The sequence below is a fragment of the Phytopseudomonas punonensis genome (assembly GCF_900142655.1).
Taxonomy (GTDB): Bacteria; Pseudomonadota; Gammaproteobacteria; order Pseudomonadales; family Pseudomonadaceae; genus Aquipseudomonas; species Aquipseudomonas punonensis.
The window spans coordinates 50,494-70,664 of record NZ_FRBQ01000014.1 but is presented as its reverse complement, the minus strand read 5'-3'; the positions used below and the strand labels follow the sequence as shown (position 1 = coordinate 70,664).

At 60.8% G+C, this 20,171-nt stretch carries 16 protein-coding genes; 2 read left to right on the top strand and 14 right to left on the bottom strand.

Annotation, left to right across the window (positions count from 1 at the left end; translation table 11 throughout):
* A partial coding sequence (locus BUC40_RS21905; RefSeq protein ID WP_139272156.1) for an IS3 family transposase occupies positions 1–320 on the top strand: 320 nt, incomplete at its 5' end.
* Between the two features lie 185 nt (positions 321–505).
* Here BUC40_RS21905 and BUC40_RS21900 read toward each other — a convergent pair.
* The 12 genes from BUC40_RS21900 to BUC40_RS21845 all read right to left on the bottom strand — a co-directional run bounded on the left by BUC40_RS21900 (position 506) and on the right by BUC40_RS21845 (position 16,145).
* Positions 506–895, bottom strand: a complete 390-nt coding sequence (locus BUC40_RS21900) for a hypothetical protein (RefSeq protein ID WP_073268838.1) — start codon at positions 893–895, stop codon at positions 506–508.
* Positions 896–963: 68 nt separating this feature from the next.
* Positions 964–1,743 (bottom strand): hypothetical protein, encoded by a 780-nt coding sequence (locus tag BUC40_RS21895; RefSeq protein ID WP_073268837.1) that lies wholly within the window; start codon positions 1,741–1,743, stop codon positions 964–966.
* 288 nt (positions 1,744–2,031) lie between these two features.
* Positions 2,032–4,410, bottom strand: a complete 2,379-nt coding sequence (locus tag BUC40_RS21890; protein ID WP_073268835.1) for an efflux RND transporter permease subunit — start codon at positions 4,408–4,410, stop codon at positions 2,032–2,034.
* A gap of 19 nt (positions 4,411–4,429) precedes the next feature.
* Entirely contained in the window at positions 4,430–5,473 is a 1,044-nt protein-coding gene (locus BUC40_RS21885; protein ID WP_073268833.1) for a WD40/YVTN/BNR-like repeat-containing protein, read from the bottom strand.
* 165 nt (positions 5,474–5,638) lie between these two features.
* Positions 5,639–7,000 carry a DUF1329 domain-containing protein gene (locus BUC40_RS21880; RefSeq protein WP_073268831.1) on the bottom strand — a complete coding sequence of 454 codons (1,362 nt, stop codon included), beginning with the start codon at positions 6,998–7,000 and terminating at the stop codon, positions 5,639–5,641.
* Positions 7,001–7,015: 15 nt separating this feature from the next.
* Entirely contained in the window at positions 7,016–8,989 is a 1,974-nt protein-coding gene (locus tag BUC40_RS21875) for a DUF1302 domain-containing protein (RefSeq protein ID WP_073268830.1), read from the bottom strand.
* A 530-nt stretch (positions 8,990–9,519) separates the two neighbouring features.
* Positions 9,520–12,180 carry an aminopeptidase N gene (pepN, locus tag BUC40_RS21870; RefSeq protein ID WP_073268827.1) on the bottom strand — a complete coding sequence of 887 codons (2,661 nt, stop codon included), beginning with the start codon at positions 12,178–12,180 and terminating at the stop codon, positions 9,520–9,522.
* Positions 12,181–12,249: 69 nt separating this feature from the next.
* Positions 12,250–13,083 carry a DUF2797 domain-containing protein gene (locus BUC40_RS21865; RefSeq protein WP_073268825.1) on the bottom strand — a complete coding sequence of 278 codons (834 nt, stop codon included), beginning with the start codon at positions 13,081–13,083 and terminating at the stop codon, positions 12,250–12,252.
* Positions 13,083–13,346, bottom strand: a complete 264-nt coding sequence (locus BUC40_RS21860) for a YeaC family protein (RefSeq protein ID WP_070886441.1) — start codon at positions 13,344–13,346, stop codon at positions 13,083–13,085. The genes BUC40_RS21865 and BUC40_RS21860 overlap by 1 nt, the downstream gene beginning before the upstream one ends.
* Before the next feature lie 71 nt (positions 13,347–13,417).
* Positions 13,418–14,287 carry a rhomboid family intramembrane serine protease gene (locus tag BUC40_RS21855; protein WP_073268822.1) on the bottom strand — a complete coding sequence of 290 codons (870 nt, stop codon included), beginning with the start codon at positions 14,285–14,287 and terminating at the stop codon, positions 13,418–13,420.
* Positions 14,284–15,258, bottom strand: coding sequence for a metallophosphoesterase (locus tag BUC40_RS21850; protein ID WP_073268820.1), 975 nt, complete (start codon positions 15,256–15,258; stop codon positions 14,284–14,286). The genes BUC40_RS21855 and BUC40_RS21850 overlap by 4 nt, the downstream gene beginning before the upstream one ends.
* Complete coding sequence (locus tag BUC40_RS21845) at positions 15,258–16,145, bottom strand: NAD(+) kinase (RefSeq protein WP_073268818.1); 888 nt, start codon at positions 16,143–16,145, stop codon at positions 15,258–15,260. The genes BUC40_RS21850 and BUC40_RS21845 overlap by 1 nt, the downstream gene beginning before the upstream one ends.
* A 363-nt stretch (positions 16,146–16,508) precedes the next feature.
* Here BUC40_RS21845 and BUC40_RS21840 point away from each other — a divergent pair, with 363 nt between their 5' ends.
* Entirely contained in the window at positions 16,509–17,507 is a 999-nt protein-coding gene (locus BUC40_RS21840; protein ID WP_073268815.1) for a DUF1853 family protein, read from the top strand.
* Between the two features lie 173 nt (positions 17,508–17,680).
* On the opposite strand, the gene BUC40_RS21835 is transcribed toward BUC40_RS21840, so the two are convergent.
* Complete coding sequence (locus tag BUC40_RS21835) at positions 17,681–18,622, bottom strand: 1-aminocyclopropane-1-carboxylate deaminase/D-cysteine desulfhydrase (protein ID WP_073268813.1); 942 nt, start codon at positions 18,620–18,622, stop codon at positions 17,681–17,683.
* Between the two features lie 29 nt (positions 18,623–18,651).
* Positions 18,652–19,938 carry a chromosome partitioning protein ParA gene (locus BUC40_RS21830; RefSeq protein ID WP_073268811.1) on the bottom strand — a complete coding sequence of 429 codons (1,287 nt, stop codon included), beginning with the start codon at positions 19,936–19,938 and terminating at the stop codon, positions 18,652–18,654.
* Positions 19,939–20,171 lie beyond the last annotated feature (233 nt).

The window sequence follows — 20,171 nt, the reverse complement described above, 5'->3', positions numbered from 1 at the left end:
AGGAAGTGATGATCCACTCAGACCAGGGCAGTCAGTTCAGTAGCCTGGACTGGCAAAGTTTCCTCAAGGCCAACAACCTGATTAGCAGCATGAGCCGACGCGGTAACTGTCACGACAACGCCGTGGCAGAAAGCTTTTTCCAATTGCTGAAGCGAGAACGCATCAGACGGAAAACCTACGGCACCCGTGAAGAAGCACGCGCTGATGTGTTCGATTACATCGAGATGTTTTATAACCCTAAACGCCGGCACAGCAGCGCTATGCAGCTATCGCCAGTGGATTTTGAAAAGCGCTATTTCCAGAGCTTGGAAAGTGTCTAGGAAAGCCGGGGCGATTCACCTAGCGCATCAATTTGATTGTAAACAAAAAAGGGGGCAGATTATTTTTAGACTAGTGGCTCTGTGCCACAAATAAATCTGTCCCCTTTCCCCTGCTGACGACAAGTGCAAAAAAAAGCTTTGCTCACTACTTGTGGGGAGAGTCCATATACCAGTTGTTGGAGCCGTTAACCCAGGGTTGCGTTGCATGACGGGCATGACCACTTTCCGAATGTTCTAAATGCCCCGGATAGAGGTGAAACTCTTACCTTTAGACTCTTGGTGTCAAAGCATCCTGTACAAAATAGGCCATCTTCTCCGTCGAATGCATAAGCACCGTCTGACAGCTTTGGAGCTTGGCTCGATCGTTGATTGATAATTTTCTTTTGTGATTCGTTTTCCTCAAGAGCCTCTGCAAGAGCAATTTTTAAGTTAGCTGTTTCAAGCTTTGCATCTGCTAGCTCTACAGAAAGATCAGCTACAAGCATTTTGAAATCCGCATCTTCTATCTTTTTAGATAAGGCACGAAGCTTGCCAGCGATTTCAATTGCGCTTTGAAGTGAGGCGATGACATCCATGATTCTTCCTCTAGGCTCTAACGCGGAGAGCACCGGCGCACTTTAGTACGTCCGATTGGTGCGAATTGTTATGGACGAGGGATGCTACCACTGGGATCTGGGTCACTCCCTAAATCTAAACGTGGACTCACTATTGATTCGTACACGCTCCTATTAATCATCACGGGCTCCAACTTCATCTCTGGTTTGTGTGTGTGTGTGACCGTAGCAGTGAGGAGGTATTTAGCAAACAGATTGGACTCACCAAACCCCTTTGCAGACTCCACAGCTTGCGGATCAAAATCTAAACCATATCCCATGAACAATCTAAAACACATCAGCTGATGAAAGTTTTCGCAATATGGGTAGACGTCTCTTTTCTTTCTCTTTATTTCTAGTAAGTGCTTGGTGAGTATGGTTTTGCAAATAAGCTTAATCTCTGAGTCTTCATCTACGTCATAAAGCATGACATAGTGCGCATGACTTGAAGAAGCATATTCTTCTAATCTGCTCCAATCAATCGAATCAAACGAGCACTGCTCATGCTTTTCTTTATGGTAGATTCTTTTTGCCTCAAGGTAAGCCACCCCCTCTATGCTTTTGCCCTTCTCAAACTCAATCTTTACTACAATAGCAACGTCACCAAAAGCATATTCTGGAGTACCACTAAACTTGAAAGACTCTAAATTGACATTCTTATAGCCTGTCTCTTGACGCAAAGAATAGGCAGGTAGCTTATTTAGCCGCTCAAGTATTTCAGCTGTGATGAAATCCTCTTTCCATTTACCTGTTCTTGAATTTTCTAGGCAATGCCGGATTGAATCGTACGCTACCTGGTAGATGTCTTGAGCCCATTTATTAAAATCCAAATTATTACTCCATATCCCGTACATAACAGTGATTAGACAGAACTCTGCGTTAACACAATAGTAAAGCGTTCTGTATAAGCGCGACCTACCCGTATTCGCAAAAAACCAAAATCCATATAAATCAAAAACTTACCGATCCACTAGAACGCCCGCGCCTGCATTCGCCTGACTTCCGCATTTTCACGGCCAGCACTGCCCTATAAAAAACCAGCCCTTTCCCGCAATAGCAAAGCGCCCTCTACGGCATGCAAATGCCGTAGAGGGCGCGCCTCTTACAGAACCAGCCCTTTAATGCGCCAGCAACGAACCACCCTTTTTGCCCGCCAGTTTCTCGGGCTTGATCAGGTAATGGGCCAGCGCCGGTAGCAGCCACAGTGCGCCGAACATGTTGACGATAAACATGAAGGTCAGCATCAGGCCCATGTCGGCCTGGAACTTGATCGCCGAGAACATCCAGGTGGCCACGCCGATGGCCAGGCACAGGCCGGTGAACAGCACGGCTTTACCGGTCGAGCGCAGGGTCTGGTAGTAGGCTTCCTGCAGCGGCAGGCCGGCGCGCAGGAAGGTTTCCAGGCGGCTGTAGATGTAGATGCCGTAGTCCACGCCGATGCCGACGCCCAGGGCGATCACCGGCAGGGTCGCGACCTTCACACCGATGCCCAAGAAGGCCATCAGGGCGTTGCCGAGGATCGAGGTTAGGATCAGCGGCAGTACGATGCACACGGTGGCGGCGAAGGAGCGGAAGGTGATCATGCACATCACGCCGACGCACAGGTACACCAGCACCAGAATCAGCAGCTCCGAGGTGCTGATCACTTCGTTGGTGGCCGCTTCGATACCGGCGTTACCGGCGGCCAGCAGGAACTGCACGTTCTCGGACTGATGCTCGGCGACGAAGCCCTCGACCGCCTTCACCGCACGTTTGAGGGTTTCCGCCTTGTGGTCTTCGAGGAACACCAGCACCGGCGCCACCGAGCAGTCGCCGTTATACAGGCCGTCGGCGCGGGCGATGGAGTTGTTGAGCACGTCCGGGTTGCGCGACAGGGTTTCCCATTTCAGGTTGCCCTCGTTCATGCCCTTGATCACCTGGCGCGACACGCTGACCATGGAGATCGCCGACTGCACGCCCGGCGTGTTGTCCATGGTCCACATCAGCTCGTCCATGGCGGCCATGGCTTCGTAGGTCGAGCAGCCTTCGGGCGCGGTCTTGACCATCACCACCAGCACGTCGGAGCTGGTCGAGTAGTTGCGAATCACGAAGTCGTTATCCAGGTTGTAGCGCGATTCCGGGCGCAGCTCCGGCGCGCCCTGGTCAAGGTCGCCGACCTGCAGATTTTGCTGCTGATACCAGAAGCCACCGATACCGGCCACCAGCGCCAAGGTCACGGAAATCGGCGCGACTTTGGAGCTGGCGAAGTTGGAAAGCAGGCGCCAGAACGGATGCTCGCTCACCGCATCGCGCTTGCTGCGCTCCACGGCCTTCTTGCTGATGCCGATATAGGAAATCGCCACTGGCAGCAGGATCAGGTTGGTGAACACGATCACCGCCACACCGATGGAGGCGCCGATGGCCAGCTCGCGGATCACGCCGATGTCGATCAGTAACAGGGTGATGAAGCCCACGGCGTCGGCGAGGATGGCGATCATCCCCGGCAGGAACAGCTGGCGAAAGGTCAGCCGCGCGGCCATCAACGGTGTGTCGGCCGCACTGGACTGCAAGGCGATACCGTTGATCTTCTGCACGCCGTGGGAAATGCCGATGGCGAAGATCAAAAACGGCACCAGCATCGAATACGGATCGAGGCCGAAGCCCACCGTGTGCATCAGGCCCAGCTGCCAGCCCACCGCCACCAGGGTGGTGATCAGCACGGCGATGGTGCTGCGAATGCACCAGGTAAACCAGTACAGCAGCACGAAGGTGATCAGCAGTGCGACGCCAAAGAACAGCGCGACCATGATCAGGCCATCGATCAGGTCGCCGACCTTCTTGGCGAAACCGATGATATGCACCTGCACGTCCGGGTTCTGCGCCTGGTATTTGCTGCGGATTTTTTCTTCGAGCTGGTGGGAGAACTGCTGGTAGTCGAGTTTGATCAGGCGGCCCTGGTCCTCCGGGTCCGGATAGGACTCAAGCAGCGGCACGTCGATGATGCTGGATTTGAAGTTGTTGGCGACCAGGCGGCCGATCTGCCCGGACTTGAGCACGTTGCTGCGCAGTTCTTCGAGGCTCTGCGCGCTGCCGTCGTAGGTCTGCGGAATCACCTCGCCACCGGCGAAGCCTTCCTCGGTCACTTCGGTCCAGCGCACGCTGGGGCTCCACAGCGATTTCAGCCCGGAGCGGTCGACGCCTGGAATGTAGAACACTTCGTCGTTGATCAGACGCAGCGTCTCCATGTACTCCTTGCTGAAGATGTCGCCATTCTTGGCCTCCACGGAAATACGCACGGTATTGCCGAGGTTCGCCAGGTCGTTGCGGTGCTCCATCATGTTCTGAATGAACGGATGGCTCAGCGGAATCATCTTTTCGAAGCTGGTCGACGGGCGCACCTGGGTGGCCTGGAAGAACAGAAAGACGCTCACCAGCAGGCAGATCAGAATCACTGCCGGCCGGTTGTTGAAGATCAGGCGCTCCAGCAGGCTGGCCTTGTCTTGATCAAGGTTACTCATCGAACACTACCCCAGCTTGTTATTGTTGGCCTGGATTGGCACCGGTTTCGGAGGTCAGGCGTACCCCGCCCTGCCCGACCAGCACCAACTTGCCGTCTGCACCTGCGGTGACGCCCGCCAGGGATATGCGATCCGGGCGGTTGAACACGCTGAAGCTGTGGCCGTGATCGGTACTCTTGAGCACGCTGCCACCATGGCCGACCACCACGATACTGCCGTCGCCGAGCGTAGCCGCATTGGCCAGGCCGAATTCGAGCGTGCCGCCGCTGGCGGTGGTCAGTGCCACCTGCTGCCAGCTGTCGCCGCCATCGGCCGAGCGGAACAGATGGCCGCGCAGCCCATAAACCAGCAGGCCACTGGGTTCACCGCTGGCGATCACGCCGAACAGCGAGCCTTGATACGGCACGTCCAGGGTTTCCCAGGTTGCGCCGTCATCGGTGGAGCGAAACAGGCTGCCCATCTCGCCGACGATGAACAGGCCGGCGCCCGGCACACTGGCGATGGCGTTGAGGTGGTAGGTGTCTTCGTTGTCGAGGCGGTCGCTGACATCTTCCCAGGTGCTGCCACCGTCGGTGGTTTCCAGCAGCGCACCGTAGGCGCCGGTGGCAAAACCATGCTGCGGGTCCTTGAACCACACATCGAGCAGCGGTGCTTCGCGTTGCAGGTCGTCGAACTGCTTGCTCCAGGTCACGCCACCATCGCTGCTGGCGAAAATCAGCGCATCGTGGCCAACCGCCCAGCCATGCTGCTCATCGACGAAGAACACTGCGGTGAGCATCTGCCGGGTCGGAACCTTGGCCTGGGTCCAGTTGGCGCCGCCGTCGTCGGAATACAGCACATGGCCGCGCTCGCCGACCGCCACCAAGCGCTTGCCGGCATGGGTGACGTCGAGCAGCAGGCTGGACACCGCCTTTGTCGCCGGCACCGCATAGGTTACGGCCTCGTCACTCTGGGCCTGGACGGGCGTTACAGCCGCCGTCAGCAGTGCGCACAGCGACAGTGCCTGCAGCACCGGGCGCACGATTTTAGTGCCTCCGCTGCGCCACACCATGGGCTCCCTCATACAAACTCCCCCTTGTTCTTGTTATTGCCGGCGTCGGTGCAGACGACGCTCATGCTATCGGCCTTTGCGCATCGTGGTAGCCACAAAATCCACTGTTTTGTAAGAAAAAGCCCGTGTTATCGACCGCGCGAATGACCGCCGCGCAGCCTTTGCAAAACCATCGCCTCAGCGAGTACCACGGCGGCGCAACTGTGCCGGCGTGAAGTAGCCATCATCGGCAGTCGGCTGGCTGAAGTCGATGGTATTGGCTTCTTCGTTATCCAGGTTCTGCACGTGGTAGCGACGCGCCTGCAGATCGTGGAATACGTCCAGCCCAGACCAGGTGGTCGGCAGCTCGTAATAGTTCTTCAGGTACGCCATCGATACCCGCCACAGCTCGCCACGGCCATCGTACTGATCGACGGCGGCGGCCTGCCAGCTGTCCTCATCGAGGTACAGGGTGCGCTTGGAATAGATATGCCGGGCGCCGGGTTTGAGCGTGCCCTCCACCACCCACACGCGGTGCAGCTCGTAGCGCGTGTAAGCCGGGTTGAGATGGCCGACCTGCAGCAGGTCCTTGTATTTCACCTCTGGGCTGGTGAGCTTGTAGCTGTTGTACGGGATGTAGATTTCCCGCTTGCCGAGCAGCTTCCAGTCGTAACGGTCCGGCGCACCGTTGAACATGTCGGTGTCATCGGCGGTACGCAGGCCATCGGCTGCGGAGATCGGCGTGTCATACGCCAGGTTCGGCGCGCGACGTACCCGGCGCTGGCCGGCGTTGTAACCCCAGGCCTGACGCGGCTCCTTGACCTGATCCAGCGTCTCGTGAACCAGCACCGCGCCACCGGCCAGACGTGCTGGGCTGCGGGTGAACGACAGGTAATAGAAGAGGATGTTGTTGAGGTTGGCGTAGCTGCCTTTCGGGTCGTAGAACTTGAACAGCGCTTCCTGCTGCGAGGTAACCAGCGAATAGGAGCCGTTGCGCTGCACGGCGACTTCCGAAGCGCGGCGCACCACATAAGTGCCACGATAGCGGGCGATATGGTTCCACAGGGCCTCGACGCCATTCTGCGGAATCGGGAACGGGATACCGCCGAAAGCATCGGCAAAGCCGTTGCCGCCATCGAGCAGCTTGGCACTGACGGCGTTCTTCGCGGTGTTGTCGTACACCCACTGCGGCGCCGAACCCGAGCGGCGGCTGGGGTAGACCGGCATCTGGAAGGTATCCGGGTAGGCCTCGAACAACGCAATCTGCCCAGGCGTCAGCTGATTGCGGTACTGGGCCAGGTTCGCCTTGGTGATGGTGAACAGTGGTTTGTCGCCCGCGAACGGATCCACATGGTGCTTGCCCGAGCCCTGATAACCAGCCGGCGCCCTGGTGATGCCCCCAGTCCATGCCGGAATAGTGCCGGCGGCGTTGCCGGCTTTTTCAGCGCCCAGCGGCGTCAGGCTAGTGCCGAGCTTGGCGGCGTCCTGCGGCGAGACCGCGGCCATGCTGTTGCCGGCCAGCAGCACCAGCGCGACGGCGACACCCTTGATGTTCAGCATGCTGTTTCCCCGTGATCAGAAAGAGTATTTGACGTTGAAGCCGATGTTGTCGCGGTCGCGAATGGCGTTGTTGTTGCCACCGCCGGAAAACTCGGTGTACTGCAGCTCGGCTTCCAGGCTGTTCATGTAGTTGGCCTTCATGCCGACCGTATAGGCCGTGCGGCCCTCGATGAAATTGCCGGTCTGGTAGGAGTTGCCCTCGAAATCGTCCTTGTAGACGACGAAGGGCGACAGGTTCACCCCGGCCAATACATCGTTCCAGGTACCGGACAGCACCAGGGTGTAGCCATAGGCATTCTTGTTGGCCTGGTAGCTGCGGCCGTAACCAAAGGTGTAGGACGAATCACCACGCCCTGCGTAGTAGCGGGTCGAACCATCGAACGCGGTGTATTTCAGGTCGCTGCCGCGCAGGTGCTCGGAGGCCAGCTCGGCAACCCCGGTCAGCGCATCGAAGCCCAGCGAAGGCCCGAAGTTGTAGATGGTACCGAGCGACGCGTTGTAGGCCTCGACACGCTCGTAGTTGTGGATTGCATCACCCAGCTGCAGCGCCTGACCGCCGATGTTGCCCTGTTGCCCCTGCACCAGCGCCGATCCCTGACGCAGCAAATCGCCGAGCAGGTCGTTGGTCGTGGCAACGGCGATCGGCAAGTTCGGGCGGTAGGCCAGCTCACCGAACACCGAGGCATCGCCCAGGGTGGTGTTGAAACTGAAGCCGTACATGCGGATGTTCTCGACATACTCGCGATGTGCATTGACCTGGCTGGCGGCATCGACGGTGGCTGCGCCGTTGACCAAGCCGAGCAGCCCCTGAGCAGTTGGATCGCCCAAACCGGCCGCCGTCCGCAGAGTCGAATAATCCATAATCGTGCCGCCACTGGCGGCGGCAGTGATTGCATCCATATTCAGCCCCGAGAAGCCCTCGAGATCAGCGTAAAGCGTCGGCTCCTTGGAGTGGTAATTGACGAAGTAGAAACCGAACTCGGTGGAGTTCAACTGCTCGGCAATGTAGCGAAAGGCGACGCCGAACTGACCGTCATCCTTGGCCTTGATATCCGAGCCAATGGACGCGACCTTGAAATAACCGTTGCTGTCGAGGTAATCAGTGCCCTGCAGCCCACCAATCCCAAGGGCCGCCAGGCCGGCGTAGTTGCTGCGGAAGGCGGCGCTGCCCAGCGCTGGATTGCGGGTGTAGGCGGTATTGCCGCCCTCGCCAAACAGATCGGTCTCGGAGAAGTAGCTGCCCGCCGGATCGATGGCGCTTTCCTTCCACTTGAACTGGTAGAAGGTTTCCATCGACAGGTTGTCGGTGAGGCCGATATTGAAGCTGACCGCCTCGACGGGGATCAGCACTTCCTTTATTTCTGCGCCAGGCAGGCGGAAACGCGCGCCGTCCACCGGGTTACTGGCGTTCACGCCACCGCGGTAGAACACACCCTCGCCCCAGTTGAACACCTGACGCCCCAGGCGAGCGCTGACCGGTCGCTCGGCAACATCCCAATTGGCGAAAACGTAGGCATCGAGAATCTGCGCATCACGCCCGGCCTTGTGGCGGGTGTCGCGGGTGAAACTGTCATCGTTCGGGGTGTTCTGGCTGGGCTGAGCGGTTCGGTTGCCGCTGGAGAAGTCGTTGCGCTTGTCCATGATCTGCGTGTCATAGAACGCCGTACCGCGCACGAACAGCCCGTAGTTCTGATAGTTCATTTCCAGATCGGAGGTGATCTTGAACACTTCCGAGGCCAGGCCGGTATCGAAGTTGCGATTGCCGTCGTTGACGTTGACGTCATCATTGTTCCTGCTCTGCCCCTGCACACGCCACAGCTGCCCGTAGGACAGCGTGGTGTCCAGCGAGCCGCTGACCTCGTTATCGGCGAAGCTGAACTCCGCCGCCTGCGCAGGCACTGTGCCCAACAGCGGCAGCATGCTGACCAGGGCGAAACCTGCCTTTGCCGGCACCAGGCGCTGAGCCTGCCCAAGGGACTTGATACGCATTGAATCTCTACTCCGCAGACAGACAGTCGTTGTTCTTTGCGGCCCATTTTTCGGCGGGCCTGGGGAGCACCTCGCGAGGTGCTCGATCATTGCGCTGAACTGGCTGACGTCACTGCCTTTTGCAGTGCAACCTTGGTGCCAATTCAAACGATCGTATTAGCTGAAACCGCTTTTCTAGAGCAGCTCCGTAGCGTCTTTTTGTGACTGATCAGCCACTGATCAACTACTGCCTATTCCTGGTCAAGAATCACTCATTACTGCTTTCAATAGCCTGTCGGAGCGCCGCAAAAGCGCAAAGAAATACGGCTAAATGCCAGCATCCCGATCGCCGGCGCGATATTAAGTGGCTCGCCTTACGCGGCGATAGCTTTTCATTCCCGCAGGTAACAAAAAATTGTTACCACGCAAACTGCAGGTAACAGGATCAAAGATCGAGAAAGCCGCTCATGAGCAGCAAAGGCGTCCAGAACAGACGCCTGGAGACGCAGCAAATACCACGGGGCGGTAGAAAACCGCCCCGCGGTGCGGCCTCAGGCGAGGCTTTTGCTGACGACTTCGTAAACGTCGGGCGACAGCTCACCAGAGGCTAGAATCCGCTCCAGCTCGGCCTTCATCAGCTCCTGACGCTCGGCGCCGTATTTGCGCCAGCGGGTCAGCGGCGCCAGCAGGCGCGAGGCGATCTGCGGGTTCAGCGCATTGAGCACGATCACCTGGTCGGCCAGGAAGCGGTAGCCGCTGCCGTCGATGGCATGGAAATTCACCAGGTTTTGCCCAGCGAATGCGCCGATCAATGCGCGCACCTTGTTGGGGTTCTTCAAGGTGAACGCAGGGTGCTCCATCAGCGCCTGCACACGAGCCAGACCGCCCGGCAAGGTGCTGGCGGCCTGCACGCTGAACCACTGATCCATGACCAGGGCGTTGTCCTTGAATTGCTCGGCGAAGGCTTCGAGCGCCTTGCTGCGCTCAGCCTCGAATGGTGAGTTGACCAGCACTGCCAGGGCCGTCAGGCGCTCGGTCATGTTGTCGCTGTTCTCGAACTGATCAAGCGCCGCGGCCAGTACTTCAGGCTTGTCACCGAGCATCAGGTAAGACAGTGCGATGTTCTGCAACGCACGGCGGGCGAAATGCTCCGCTTCGGCGACATAAGGCGTGTTACGCGACACCTCGCGGTTGGCCTGGTAACGCTGCCAGAGCGGCTCGAACAGTGCGTCGGCCAACTGCTGACGGGCGAACTCGCGGGCGCCATGAATGGCGTCGACGTCGGCCACGTCGCTGATTTCGGTGAGGTACGCCTCACCCGGCAGCGACAGCATCTCGGCAACCATCGCCTGATCCAGCGTGTCATCCTGCAGCAAGGTGCGCAGCGCGCTGACCAGGCGCGCGTCGAGCACCAGCGCTTCGCCACGCTGATGCTGGCCGATCAGCTCCTGCAGCACCTGCACGCTGAGCTGCTGGCCAGCTTCCCAACGGTTGAAGCCGTCGCTGTCGTGCTGCATCAGGAACATCAGCTGGTCGCGGTCGTAGGCGAAACTCAGCTTCACCGGCGCACTGAAGCCGCGCAGCAGCGACGGCAAGGGCTTCTCGGCCACGTCGACGAAGGTGAACGACTGCTGAGCCTCGGTTACCGACAGCACGCGATTGCTGCCAGCGGCGGCCTCGTCCTGCAGGCGCAGCGGCAGGTCATTGCCCTGTGCATCAAGCAGGCCCAGCTCCACCGGAATCACGAACGGCAGCTTGCTGCTCTCGCTCTGCCCCGGCGTTTCCGGGCAGCTCTGGGTGAAGGTCAGCGTGTAGGTTTTCGCGGCAGCGTCGTAGCTGTCGCTAACGGCCAGGCGCGGCGTGCCGGCCTGGGTGTACCAGCGCTTGAACTGGGTCAGGTCGATGCCACTGGCATCCTCCATGGCCTTGACGAAATCGTCGCAGGTCACGGCCTGGCCGTCGTGACGCTCAAAGTACAGGTCCGAGCCTTTACGGAACGCCTCGGCGCCGAGCAGCGTGTGGATCATGCGCAGTACTTCGGAACCCTTCTCGTAGATGGTCAGGGTGTAGAAGTTGGAGATTTCCATGTACGCATCCGGGCGCACCGGGTGGGCCATGGGGCCGGCGTCTTCGGCGAACTGGTGGGTACGCAGGTAGGCGACATCCTGCATGCGCTTGACCGTCGCCGAGTTCATGTCGGCGGAGAAGGCGGCATCGCGGAACACCGTGAAGCCTTCCTTGAGCGATAGCTGGAACCAGTCGCGACAGGTCACGCGGTTACCGGACCAGTTGTGGAAGTACTCGTGGGCGACGATCGCCTCGACCCGCTGGTGCGCGGCGTCGGTGGCGGTTTCGGCGCGGGCCAGCACGGCGCTGGAGTTGAAGATGTTGAGGCCCTTGTTCTCCATGGCGCCCATGTTGAAGTCGTTGACCGCGACGATCATGAAGATGTCCAGGTCGTACTCGCGGCCATACACCTCTTCGTCCCATTTCATGGACTTCTTCAGGCTGTCCATGGCGTGCTGCACCTTGTCGATGTTCTCCGGCTCGACATAAATGCGCAGCGTCACGTTGCGGGCACTTATGGTGGTGAAGGTGTCTTCCACGCACCACAGGTCACCGGCGACCAGGGCGAACAGGTAGGCCGGCTTCTTGAACGGGTCTTCCCAGGTCGCCCAATGGCGGCCATCGCCCTCCTCGCCGCTGGCAACCGGATTGCCGTTGGAGAGCAGGATCGGGTACTTCTGCTTGTCGCCGCTGAGCGTGGTGGTGAAGCTGCTCATCACGTCCGGGCGGTCGAGGTAATAGGTAATCTTGCGGAAACCCTCGGCCTCGCACTGGGTGCAGAACATGCCGCTGGACTTGTACAGCCCTTCCAGCGCGGTGTTGCTTTCCGGGTGGATGCGCACGGTGCTGTCGATCACGAAGCTGGCCTGGGTCGGCTGCACGGTGAGCGTGCTGTCGGTCAGTTGATAGTCGCCGGCACCCAGCTCGCGATCATCAAGCTTGAGTTCGAGCAATTCCAGCTGTTGACCGTCCAGCACCAGAGCCGGCAACTCGGCCGATAGCGCTGGGTTGCGGCGCATCACCAACTGGGCGTGCACCTGGGTGTGATCCTCGAACAGCTCGAAGGTCAGGTGGGTTTCGTCGATCAGGTAATCCGGCGCCTGATAGTCCTTGAGGTAGATGGTCTTGGATTGTTCGGTGCGCATGGGAAACCTCTTCGATGCCACGCCAGCTGGCGTGGCAGACAGGTGAATGGCGTCAGCCGCGCCTGCCGGTCAGGCGGCGCAGCTGGCGGCGATCTGGTAAGCGGTGTACTTGCGGATATTGATCACGCCGGTATCGAACATCAGGTACTGGCCCTTGATGCCCAGCAGCGTGCCTTCGGCAACAGGATTCTTGTCCAGGTTGAAGCTGGTGATCTTGGCAGGATAGCCCTCGATCGGGTAACGGATCTCCACCACGCTCTGATCAACGAGCGGCTGCACGGCCTGCAGACCGAAGCGTTGTTGCAGCTCGGTGATGCCGCCTGCGCAGGCATCGAAGATCTGCTCGCGCACGTGCAGCAAGTCGACCGGCGCCGCGTCACCCTTGAGCAGCGCGCGCCAGTTGGTCTTGTCCGCCACTTGGCTGCGCAGCAGGTCTTCGACGAAACCGGATTGCTGACGCGTGGCGACGCGCATGATCGGCAGCGCCTGGGTGGCGCCCTGGTCGATCCAGCGGGTGGGAATCTGCGTGGCACGGGTAATACCGACCTTGATGCCTGACGAGTTGGCCAGGTACACCACGTGATCGGTCATGCAGAACTGCTCGCCCCAAGCCGGATCGCGGCAGGTGCCGGCGTCATAGTGGCAGCGCTCGGGGCTCATGATGCACAGGTCGCACTGGGCGAGCTTCTGCATGCACGGGTAGCAATAGCCCTGGCTGTAGCTCGACTTGGTCTTGCGGCCGCAATGGCTGCAGTGAATCGCGCCGAGAAACTCCAGGCGCACGGTCTTGCCGATCATCGGGTTGACGGCGATCTGCTCGTCACCGAGGCGAAACGCATACTGCACTGGCGCATCGAGCCTGGTGGCCATCTTGCTCAGGGCGCCGCGGGCTACTTCCAACATCAGTGCAGTGTTTCCGAGGACTTGAACAGGATGTTCGGGACAGGCTCGGATTTCGAGGCACATTCGGACGCGCCCATGTAACCGGTACGCTGATCCTCGGGCAGGTTCTCGATTTCCCACGCGATCATCGCCTGCAGGCTCAGCTCTTTCTGCTCCTGGGTCAGCTTGCGGCCATCGGGCCACTTGCCAATCTCCACGGCCAGCTTGAGGCTTTCATACACGTCCGGGGTGATGTTGCGGATCAATTCGACGAAGGAGGACATGCCTGACTCCAGAGCTGGAAAAGCGCTGATTCTACCCTATCTCGCCTGCCAAGCCGAGGCGCCAGCAGCGCTCAACGGCGCGCGAACTGGCGAGCCAGCAGCCCGCCGATCAACCCGCTGAGACAACCTGCGACCAGCCCGCCGACGTGAGCGGCGTTAGCAATGGAACCGAACTGCAGCAGCTCGAACACCCCGGTCATGCAGATCAACAGCCAGATCAGCATGCTCACCAGCACACCGCGCGGCAGCTTGTATGCCGCATTCGGCGCCAGCAGCTGGAACAGCCAGCAATGGCCGAGCAAACCGTAGAGCACACCAGACAGGCCGCCGAACAGCGCCGGCCCGCCGTAAACGTACTGCGCCACGTTGGAAGCCAGGCCAAACCACAGCGTCAGCAGCGACAGCATCAGTGCGCCCTGGCGTGCCTCGATACGCCGCCCCAGCTCCCAGTACCACAGGCTGTTTATCGCCAGGTGCAGGATGCCGAAGTGCAACAGCATGGGCGTTAGCAGGCGCCACCACTGGCCGCTGTCGACCACCTGAGCAAAGGTGCCGAAGTAGATGTACTGCCCTTCAATCTGGAAGTCGACGAAGCTCAGCCAGCGCACCACGTCGTAGTCTTCGCCGCCCCAGGTCAGCAGCGCGACCAGCAGGGTCAGCGCCAGCACGATCAACGTCAGCGGGCTGTGTTTGGCCTGGGCGAAGAAGCCCGGGCGTGAGCTGGCAACCGGTGCACGCACAAGCTGGAAATTCGGATCCCCCCCAGGTACCCGCGCATATAACTCACGTACCTGGCCAGCGATATGTTCATCCGGCACCCAGAGCACCTGCTCGTTGCCCTGCTCGGCCACGCGGTGCGGCACGCCCAAGTTGCCCAGCAAGGTAATGAAGGGCGCCAGGTCTTCCTCCAACGGAGCACGCAGGGCAATCACCGGGCTCATCGCGTAGCACCCGGCTTCTCAACCTCGACCCAGACGAACTTGCCCGGGTCCAGGCGGGTTTCCTGGTCCAGCCGGTAGGCCACCAACTTGCCGTACATCACCGCGCTGTAATCCAGGCAGGCGATGTTGGGGCTGATCGGCGCTGGCGTGCCGCGACGCCAGTAGTGGCCGACGAACAGCGGCGGCTGCTCGGCGCCATAGGTCAGCAGCTGCGCCTTGTCTTCTTCGCTGAGCGGCAGGCAGGCCACCTCTTCGGGCAGCGGGTCGGGCTGAAATTGCACATCGCCGTAGGTCAGCGGGTTGCCGGCCCAGAACTTGGTGCGAAAGAACGAACGGGTGAAGCCGTCGCTGCTGGTCATCGTCAATCCGCCCGGCAAACGCATATCGGTACCGCGCAGCAAGCGGTCGAGCACCGTGCAGGCGTAGCTGCCGGGCACGGCCGAGGCCTGCAGGAAATGTTCGTCGATGCAGCCATCTGGGAACTGACCGCGCAGCGAGGCGATCATGCCCTCGTCCCAGCAGGCGTGCACCACACGGAAATGACCGGCATCGAGAAACAACGGCAGCTCATAGAACCAGGCCAGCATGTCGCGCCATTCGTCCGGGTAGGCCTCGAACTGCTTCAGGGTCTCGCCGATCAGCCGCTCGTGCCGCGCGGTGTGCTCGCGCACGAAAGCGCGCCCGCTACCCGGCGGCGCCGGCGTCATCCAGCCGAGGGCGTTGAACTCGTGATTGCCCATGATGCACAGCGCCTCGCCGGCGCGAACCATGTCGTGCACCAGGTGCACGGACTCGCGAATGCGCGGGCCGCGGTCGATCAGGTCGCCCAGGAAGATCGCCATGCGCTGAGGGTGGCGCCAGACTCCGCTCTGGCGGCGATAACCCATGCGTTCGAGCAGGCGCACCAGGGTATTGGCGCAGCCGTGCACATCACCGATCAGGTCATAACCGCGGGACGGATCGAGCTGCATCAGTCGCCTCCGCCGAGTCGGCTACCCCAACCCAGCTTGGTACGGCAGACCTCGTAGTAGTTGTGATCCAGCGGATGGATCAGGCACAGCTTCTGGGATTTCTTGCGCACGGTAATGGTGTCGCCCGGTGCGCAGGTGAAATGGTTCTGACCGTCGCACGACACCTGCGGATAGAGCTGCAGGTCCTTGGAGACGACGATCTTCAACTCGCTGTTGCCATCGACCACAATCGGCCGGCTGGACAGCGTGTGCGGGTACATCGGCACCACGACTATGGCATCGAGTTTGGGATGCATGATTGGCCCGCCCGCCGACAGCGCGTAGGCCGTCGAGCCGGTTGGCGTGGCGACGATCAGCCCGTCGGCCTTCTGGCTGCAGACGAACTGGCCATCGATATACAGCTCGAACTCAATCATTCGGTTGGACTTGCCCGGGTGCAGCACCACATCGTTGAGCGCGTCGCCCTGACCGATCGCTTCGGAATGACGACGTACCTCGGTCTCGAGCAGAAAGCGGTTTTCGGTGAGGTAGTTGCCTTCCAGCACCTCGGCGACCTTGGACTCCAGCTCGTCCGGGCGAATATCGGTGAGGAACCCGAGATTGCCGCGGTTGATGCCAAGTACCGGCACCTTGTGGCGGGCCAGGGCGCGACCGGCACCGAGCATACTGCCGTCGCCGCCGACCACGATCACCAGGTCACAGAACTCGCCCAGGTGCTTGCGCGCCGACGTCTGCAGGCCATGGCCCGGCAGCACTTCGGCAATGGTGTCGTCGAGAATCACGTGCAATTGGCGCTCGAGCAAAAACTTCTTCAGGCGGCGGATGGTGTCGAGCACCTGGGTACTGCCCAGACGGCCGATGATGCCGATATTACGAAACTGCTCCATGGGGCTCCCGCGAGGCTTTGGCTCTGATGGCCTGGATTATGACGCCAGCAAACCCTGACGTCGACGGCCCTGGCAGGCCGTTGAAAAACGTAGGCGAGGCAGCCAGTGCAAGGCCGATGGCGGCCCCGCAAAAACAGCCGAAACGTAGCGCAGCGGAGTAACAACCGAAGGCTGGCCCGCAGGGCGAACGAAGTGAGTCAAAAGCGGAGTGTACGAGTTGTACATGAGCATGACTCGCTTCGCTCGCCCTTCGGGCCGCACTGAAGTGCGTTAGCTGCGAGCAGCTTGTTGAGGCTGCTTTTAACGCAGCAATGGCAACGTAGGTAGTTTTTCAATGGCTTGCCAAACGCCTATGCTGCAACGATGAACCCCTTCACCGCACTTGCCGACCTGCCCCGCCATCTCAGCGAACCTGCCGTGCGCGATCTGGCCTGGACGCTGTTGTCACCGCCGCTGCTCGCCCACACGCCCTGGCCGCAGCGCCACCCGCTGGCCGACTCAGGCTGGGTCGCAGAACCGGGCCTGCTGGCCGACTGGTTGCAACGGCAGGATGAAAACCCACAAGCCCTGCACGAATGGCTGTCGCGCAGTTCGGTACGCCGCCTAGGCCTCTACTACGAGCGTTTGTGGCAGTTCGCCCTGCAGGCTGCGCCGGACATCGAAGTGCTGGCCACCAACCTGCCGATTCGTCAGGGCGGCCACACCCTCGGCGAACTGGACCTGCTGCTGCGTGATGCTAGCGGTGTGCATCATGTGGAGCTGGCGATCAAACTCTATCTGGGCCAGCCGCCTCTGGCGCCGAACCACTGGATCGGCCCGGGCGGTCGCGACCGGCTGGATCTGAAACTCGAACATCTCGCAGGCCATCAGTTGCCGCTGTCGGCCTCGGCAGAGGCGCAACAGACACTGCAGGCGTTGACCCGTGCGCCGATTCAGGCATCGATGTGGCTGGCCGGTTACCTGTTCTATCCCTATGAGCTGCCTTGCGCGCCGCCGGCAGAGGTTGAACCGGCGCACCTGCGCGGCGCCTGGCTGCACCGCCACCAATGGCCGGCGCTACAAGCCGAGTACCCGGATGCACACTGGCAACCACTGCCCCGCGGCGCCTGGCTGGCACCAGCGAAAATGCCGGTAGCGCAAGGGTGGTCTAGCACGCAACTGCTGGAATGGCTGGGTGGATTGGCTGCAGATGCCGGCGCACAGCTATTGGTCGATCTGCAGCCCGATGGCAACGACTCGCTTGCCGAGCGCCAGCGGATCTTTCTGGTAGCCGACGCCTGGCCTACGGGCGGCACAGAGCCAGGTGCAGCGCCGCCCTCAGGGCCTGTTCATGATCTTCCTGGCGGGTTTTACCTATGTTGACTACGACGGGGAAGCAGCCGTTCGCGTTCTCGTGGGAGGGGCTTCAGCCGCGAGCTCTTTACGCCTAGCCAGGAAAAATCGAGCCTAACGCCTCTCCCACAAAGCTATGCTCACCGGCTACTTTTACCTTGAAGTTGCCCATACGCACCCCCAGAAAGATCGTAAACAAGTGCTCAGAACTCTGAAGCGGCAACGGACGCTGCACGGCGACCCTGCAAGCCGCCGGTGTGCATAAAGATCAGCCGTGTACCGGCGCAGATCTCGCCTCGCTCGATAGCTTCACGCAGCGCCAGCAACGCCTTGGCGGTGTACAGCGGCTCGAGTGGCAAGCCACTTTGCGCTTCGCTCTGCGTCATAAAGGCCAACAGCTCGGCATCCTGACGCGCAAAACCGCCGCGGCAAGCATCGACCAATCGATAGCCAGCGTCTCGCACAGCTGCCTCGCTCAACAGCCCACGCACCTGCTCAGCCACACCGTGATCGGGCGGCACGGCTAAGGCGCCGTGCACGGTGCGCTGCCCACCCTCGCCAATCACCAGCCCGGCCAGCGTGGTGCCAGTTCCGGCAGCCAGCCACCAACCGTGGTAATCGCCCCAGCCGAGTGCCGGCAGTTGTGCGGCGACCATCGCCGGCAAGCCGGCACAGCCCAGAGCGCCCGGCAGCCCGCCGCCGCCCTCGGGAACCGGCAGAAAATCCGGGTAATGCACCTGCCAGGGTGCCCAGAATTCGGCGCGATGCCGCTCGCGATAGCCGCCGTAACCCAGCCAGTGCAACTGCATGCCGAAACGCTGCAGATCGGCAACGGTGGGCGTTTCCTGCGGATGGCCGCGCAGCAGGCCGACGGTGGCGAAGGAAAAACGCTGACCGGCAGCGGCCAGCGCATGCAGGTGATTGGAATGGGCGCCGCCCAGGCTGATGATGCCGCGCGCGCCCTGTTCAGCGGCGCGATGCAGATGCGGGGCGAGCTTGAACCACTTGTTGCCGCTGATCAGCGGATCGATCAGGTCCAGACGCAGTACCGCCAGTTCGACACCTGCCAGCCAGTCGAAATGCAGACGCTGCAGCGGCGCCTGAGGACGCCAGGCGCTGATGGCGGAGAGTGGAATTGAGGTCATGAACAGGCGGCCCGGAAAAGGCCGTGAGTTTAACCCACGGTACGCAGCCGGGCGGCCTTGTGCAGCATGCAGCAGCTGGACTCACCAGCCACGAAACGGCCAGGTGTCTCGACCCGCTCGAGCGCAACATCGCAGCGCTGGCCATCAGCTTGCAAACCTTCGCAGCGGGGCCGCTGATAGTGCTCGAGCCACTGGCGATATTGGCTTTCCGGCACGAAACACTTGCTCGCGGCATAGGCCAGCGGGCTGGCCAGGTAACGGTCGACATCCTGCAGCGGCACGGTCAGGTGCCCGGCGCCCGGATGGAACACCACGAACACCACACCTTGCGCGGCGAGGCGCTCGAGCACCTGGCTGGCACCACGCTGGGCGGCTTCGCCTTCGCGTCGGCGGGTCTGCTCTTCGCCAGCGGCCTGGGTGGCAGCGATTCGCGCACGCAGCTCTTCATCGAACTGTTCACGCAAAATCTCCCGTTCGGTGCGTGCATGGCGCTCGGCAGCACGTACACGCACGGCCATTTCCTCGCGCTCGCTCTGCTGCACGACAAGTTGCTCGGCAAGCTGGGATTTCAGGCTCTGGTTGAGCCCTTCCTGTTGCCTGAGGGCCTGGCGGAGCACACGGATCTGCTCCTGCAGCTCGGCCAGCTGGCTATCGCTCTGCGCGGCAGCACGAGCCAGTTCGGCCTGATGCTCACGAGCCAGACCAGCCAGGCGCTCACGCTGTTGCCTGACCAACTGCGCGGCCTTTTGCCGGTAATCATGGGATAGCCGCTCGGCCAGCTTTTCGGCCAGATCGCGGGATGGATCGACGGCGTACCACTGATCTTCCGGCGCCACCTGCAGGCGATCAGGCGCCACCGCTGGAGCCTCTTCTTCCTGCATGAGAATACCCAGGGCATTGATGCGCACGCTGTCGCGCAAGGTCGCCAGGTCGTTATTGCCGGGCACCAGGCTGGGATCCCAGAGGTGCATCTGATGCCAGGAAACAGGGCACTGGCTGCGGCAGGCCAGACGGATCGGCCCGGCGCCCAGATCAGGGCCGCGGCCGGCACGTTCGGCCATCTGCTGCAGGGGAATGTTCCAGCCGGCGTCGGGCGCGCCGTCTTCGTCGAAATCCAGATAGAAGAACACAGCGGAGCGAATCTGCAGGCGGCCGCTGATTACCACATAAACCGCCCGCACCTGCTCGTCGGCAAAGACCGGCATCTTCACCAAGCCGTCGAGCAACGTCTCGAACTCGGCATAGAACATCTGCTTGCTGACGCTGCCGTCCGGCGCGAAGAACATCACGGCCTCGGTCAGTTGCGGCTTGCTCATCGATGTTCTCCAGGCAAATAGCGGATCTCGGTCCATTGAGCTGCCGCAGTAAAGCGGCAGCTCGGCAAGTCTAGGCGAGAACCCGTTACAGCCTGTGTGAACCGGTTGGCAGTCATTGGGCTGCGTGACGAATGGCGCTGCTGAACTGTGACCTGCTCGGTAGAGGCCTGGCGAAAGTGCAAAAATTAGAGCCTGTCCACGATCTTTCGGCTCGAATTCAGCGCTTTGACTGC

Excerpts from the sequence above, each read along its gene's own strand:
- BUC40_RS21900 (WP_073268838.1), bottom strand. The coding sequence starts at position 895 with ATGGATGTCATCGCCTCACTTCAAAGCGCAATTGAAATCGCTGGCAAG.
- BUC40_RS21890 (WP_073268835.1), bottom strand. The coding sequence starts at position 4,410 with ATGAGTAACCTTGATCAAGACAAGGCCAGCCTGCTGGAGCGCCTGATC.
- BUC40_RS21885 (WP_073268833.1), bottom strand. The coding sequence starts at position 5,473 with ATGAGGGAGCCCATGGTGTGGCGCAGCGGAGGCACTAAAATCGTGCGC.
- BUC40_RS21880 (WP_073268831.1), bottom strand. The coding sequence starts at position 7,000 with ATGCTGAACATCAAGGGTGTCGCCGTCGCGCTGGTGCTGCTGGCCGGC.
- BUC40_RS21875 (WP_073268830.1), bottom strand. The coding sequence starts at position 8,989 with ATGCGTATCAAGTCCCTTGGGCAGGCTCAGCGCCTGGTGCCGGCAAAG.
- pepN (WP_073268827.1), bottom strand. The coding sequence starts at position 12,180 with ATGCGCACCGAACAATCCAAGACCATCTACCTCAAGGACTATCAGGCG.
- BUC40_RS21865 (WP_073268825.1), bottom strand. The coding sequence starts at position 13,083 with ATGTTGGAAGTAGCCCGCGGCGCCCTGAGCAAGATGGCCACCAGGCTC.
- BUC40_RS21860 (WP_070886441.1), bottom strand. The coding sequence starts at position 13,346 with ATGTCCTCCTTCGTCGAATTGATCCGCAACATCACCCCGGACGTGTAT.
- BUC40_RS21855 (WP_073268822.1), bottom strand. The coding sequence starts at position 14,287 with ATGAGCCCGGTGATTGCCCTGCGTGCTCCGTTGGAGGAAGACCTGGCG.
- BUC40_RS21850 (WP_073268820.1), bottom strand. The coding sequence starts at position 15,258 with ATGCAGCTCGATCCGTCCCGCGGTTATGACCTGATCGGTGATGTGCAC.
- BUC40_RS21845 (WP_073268818.1), bottom strand. The coding sequence starts at position 16,145 with ATGGAGCAGTTTCGTAATATCGGCATCATCGGCCGTCTGGGCAGTACC.
- BUC40_RS21840 (WP_073268815.1), top strand. The coding sequence starts at position 16,509 with ATGAACCCCTTCACCGCACTTGCCGACCTGCCCCGCCATCTCAGCGAA.
- BUC40_RS21835 (WP_073268813.1), bottom strand. The coding sequence starts at position 18,622 with ATGACCTCAATTCCACTCTCCGCCATCAGCGCCTGGCGTCCTCAGGCG.
- BUC40_RS21830 (WP_073268811.1), bottom strand. The coding sequence starts at position 19,938 with ATGAGCAAGCCGCAACTGACCGAGGCCGTGATGTTCTTCGCGCCGGAC.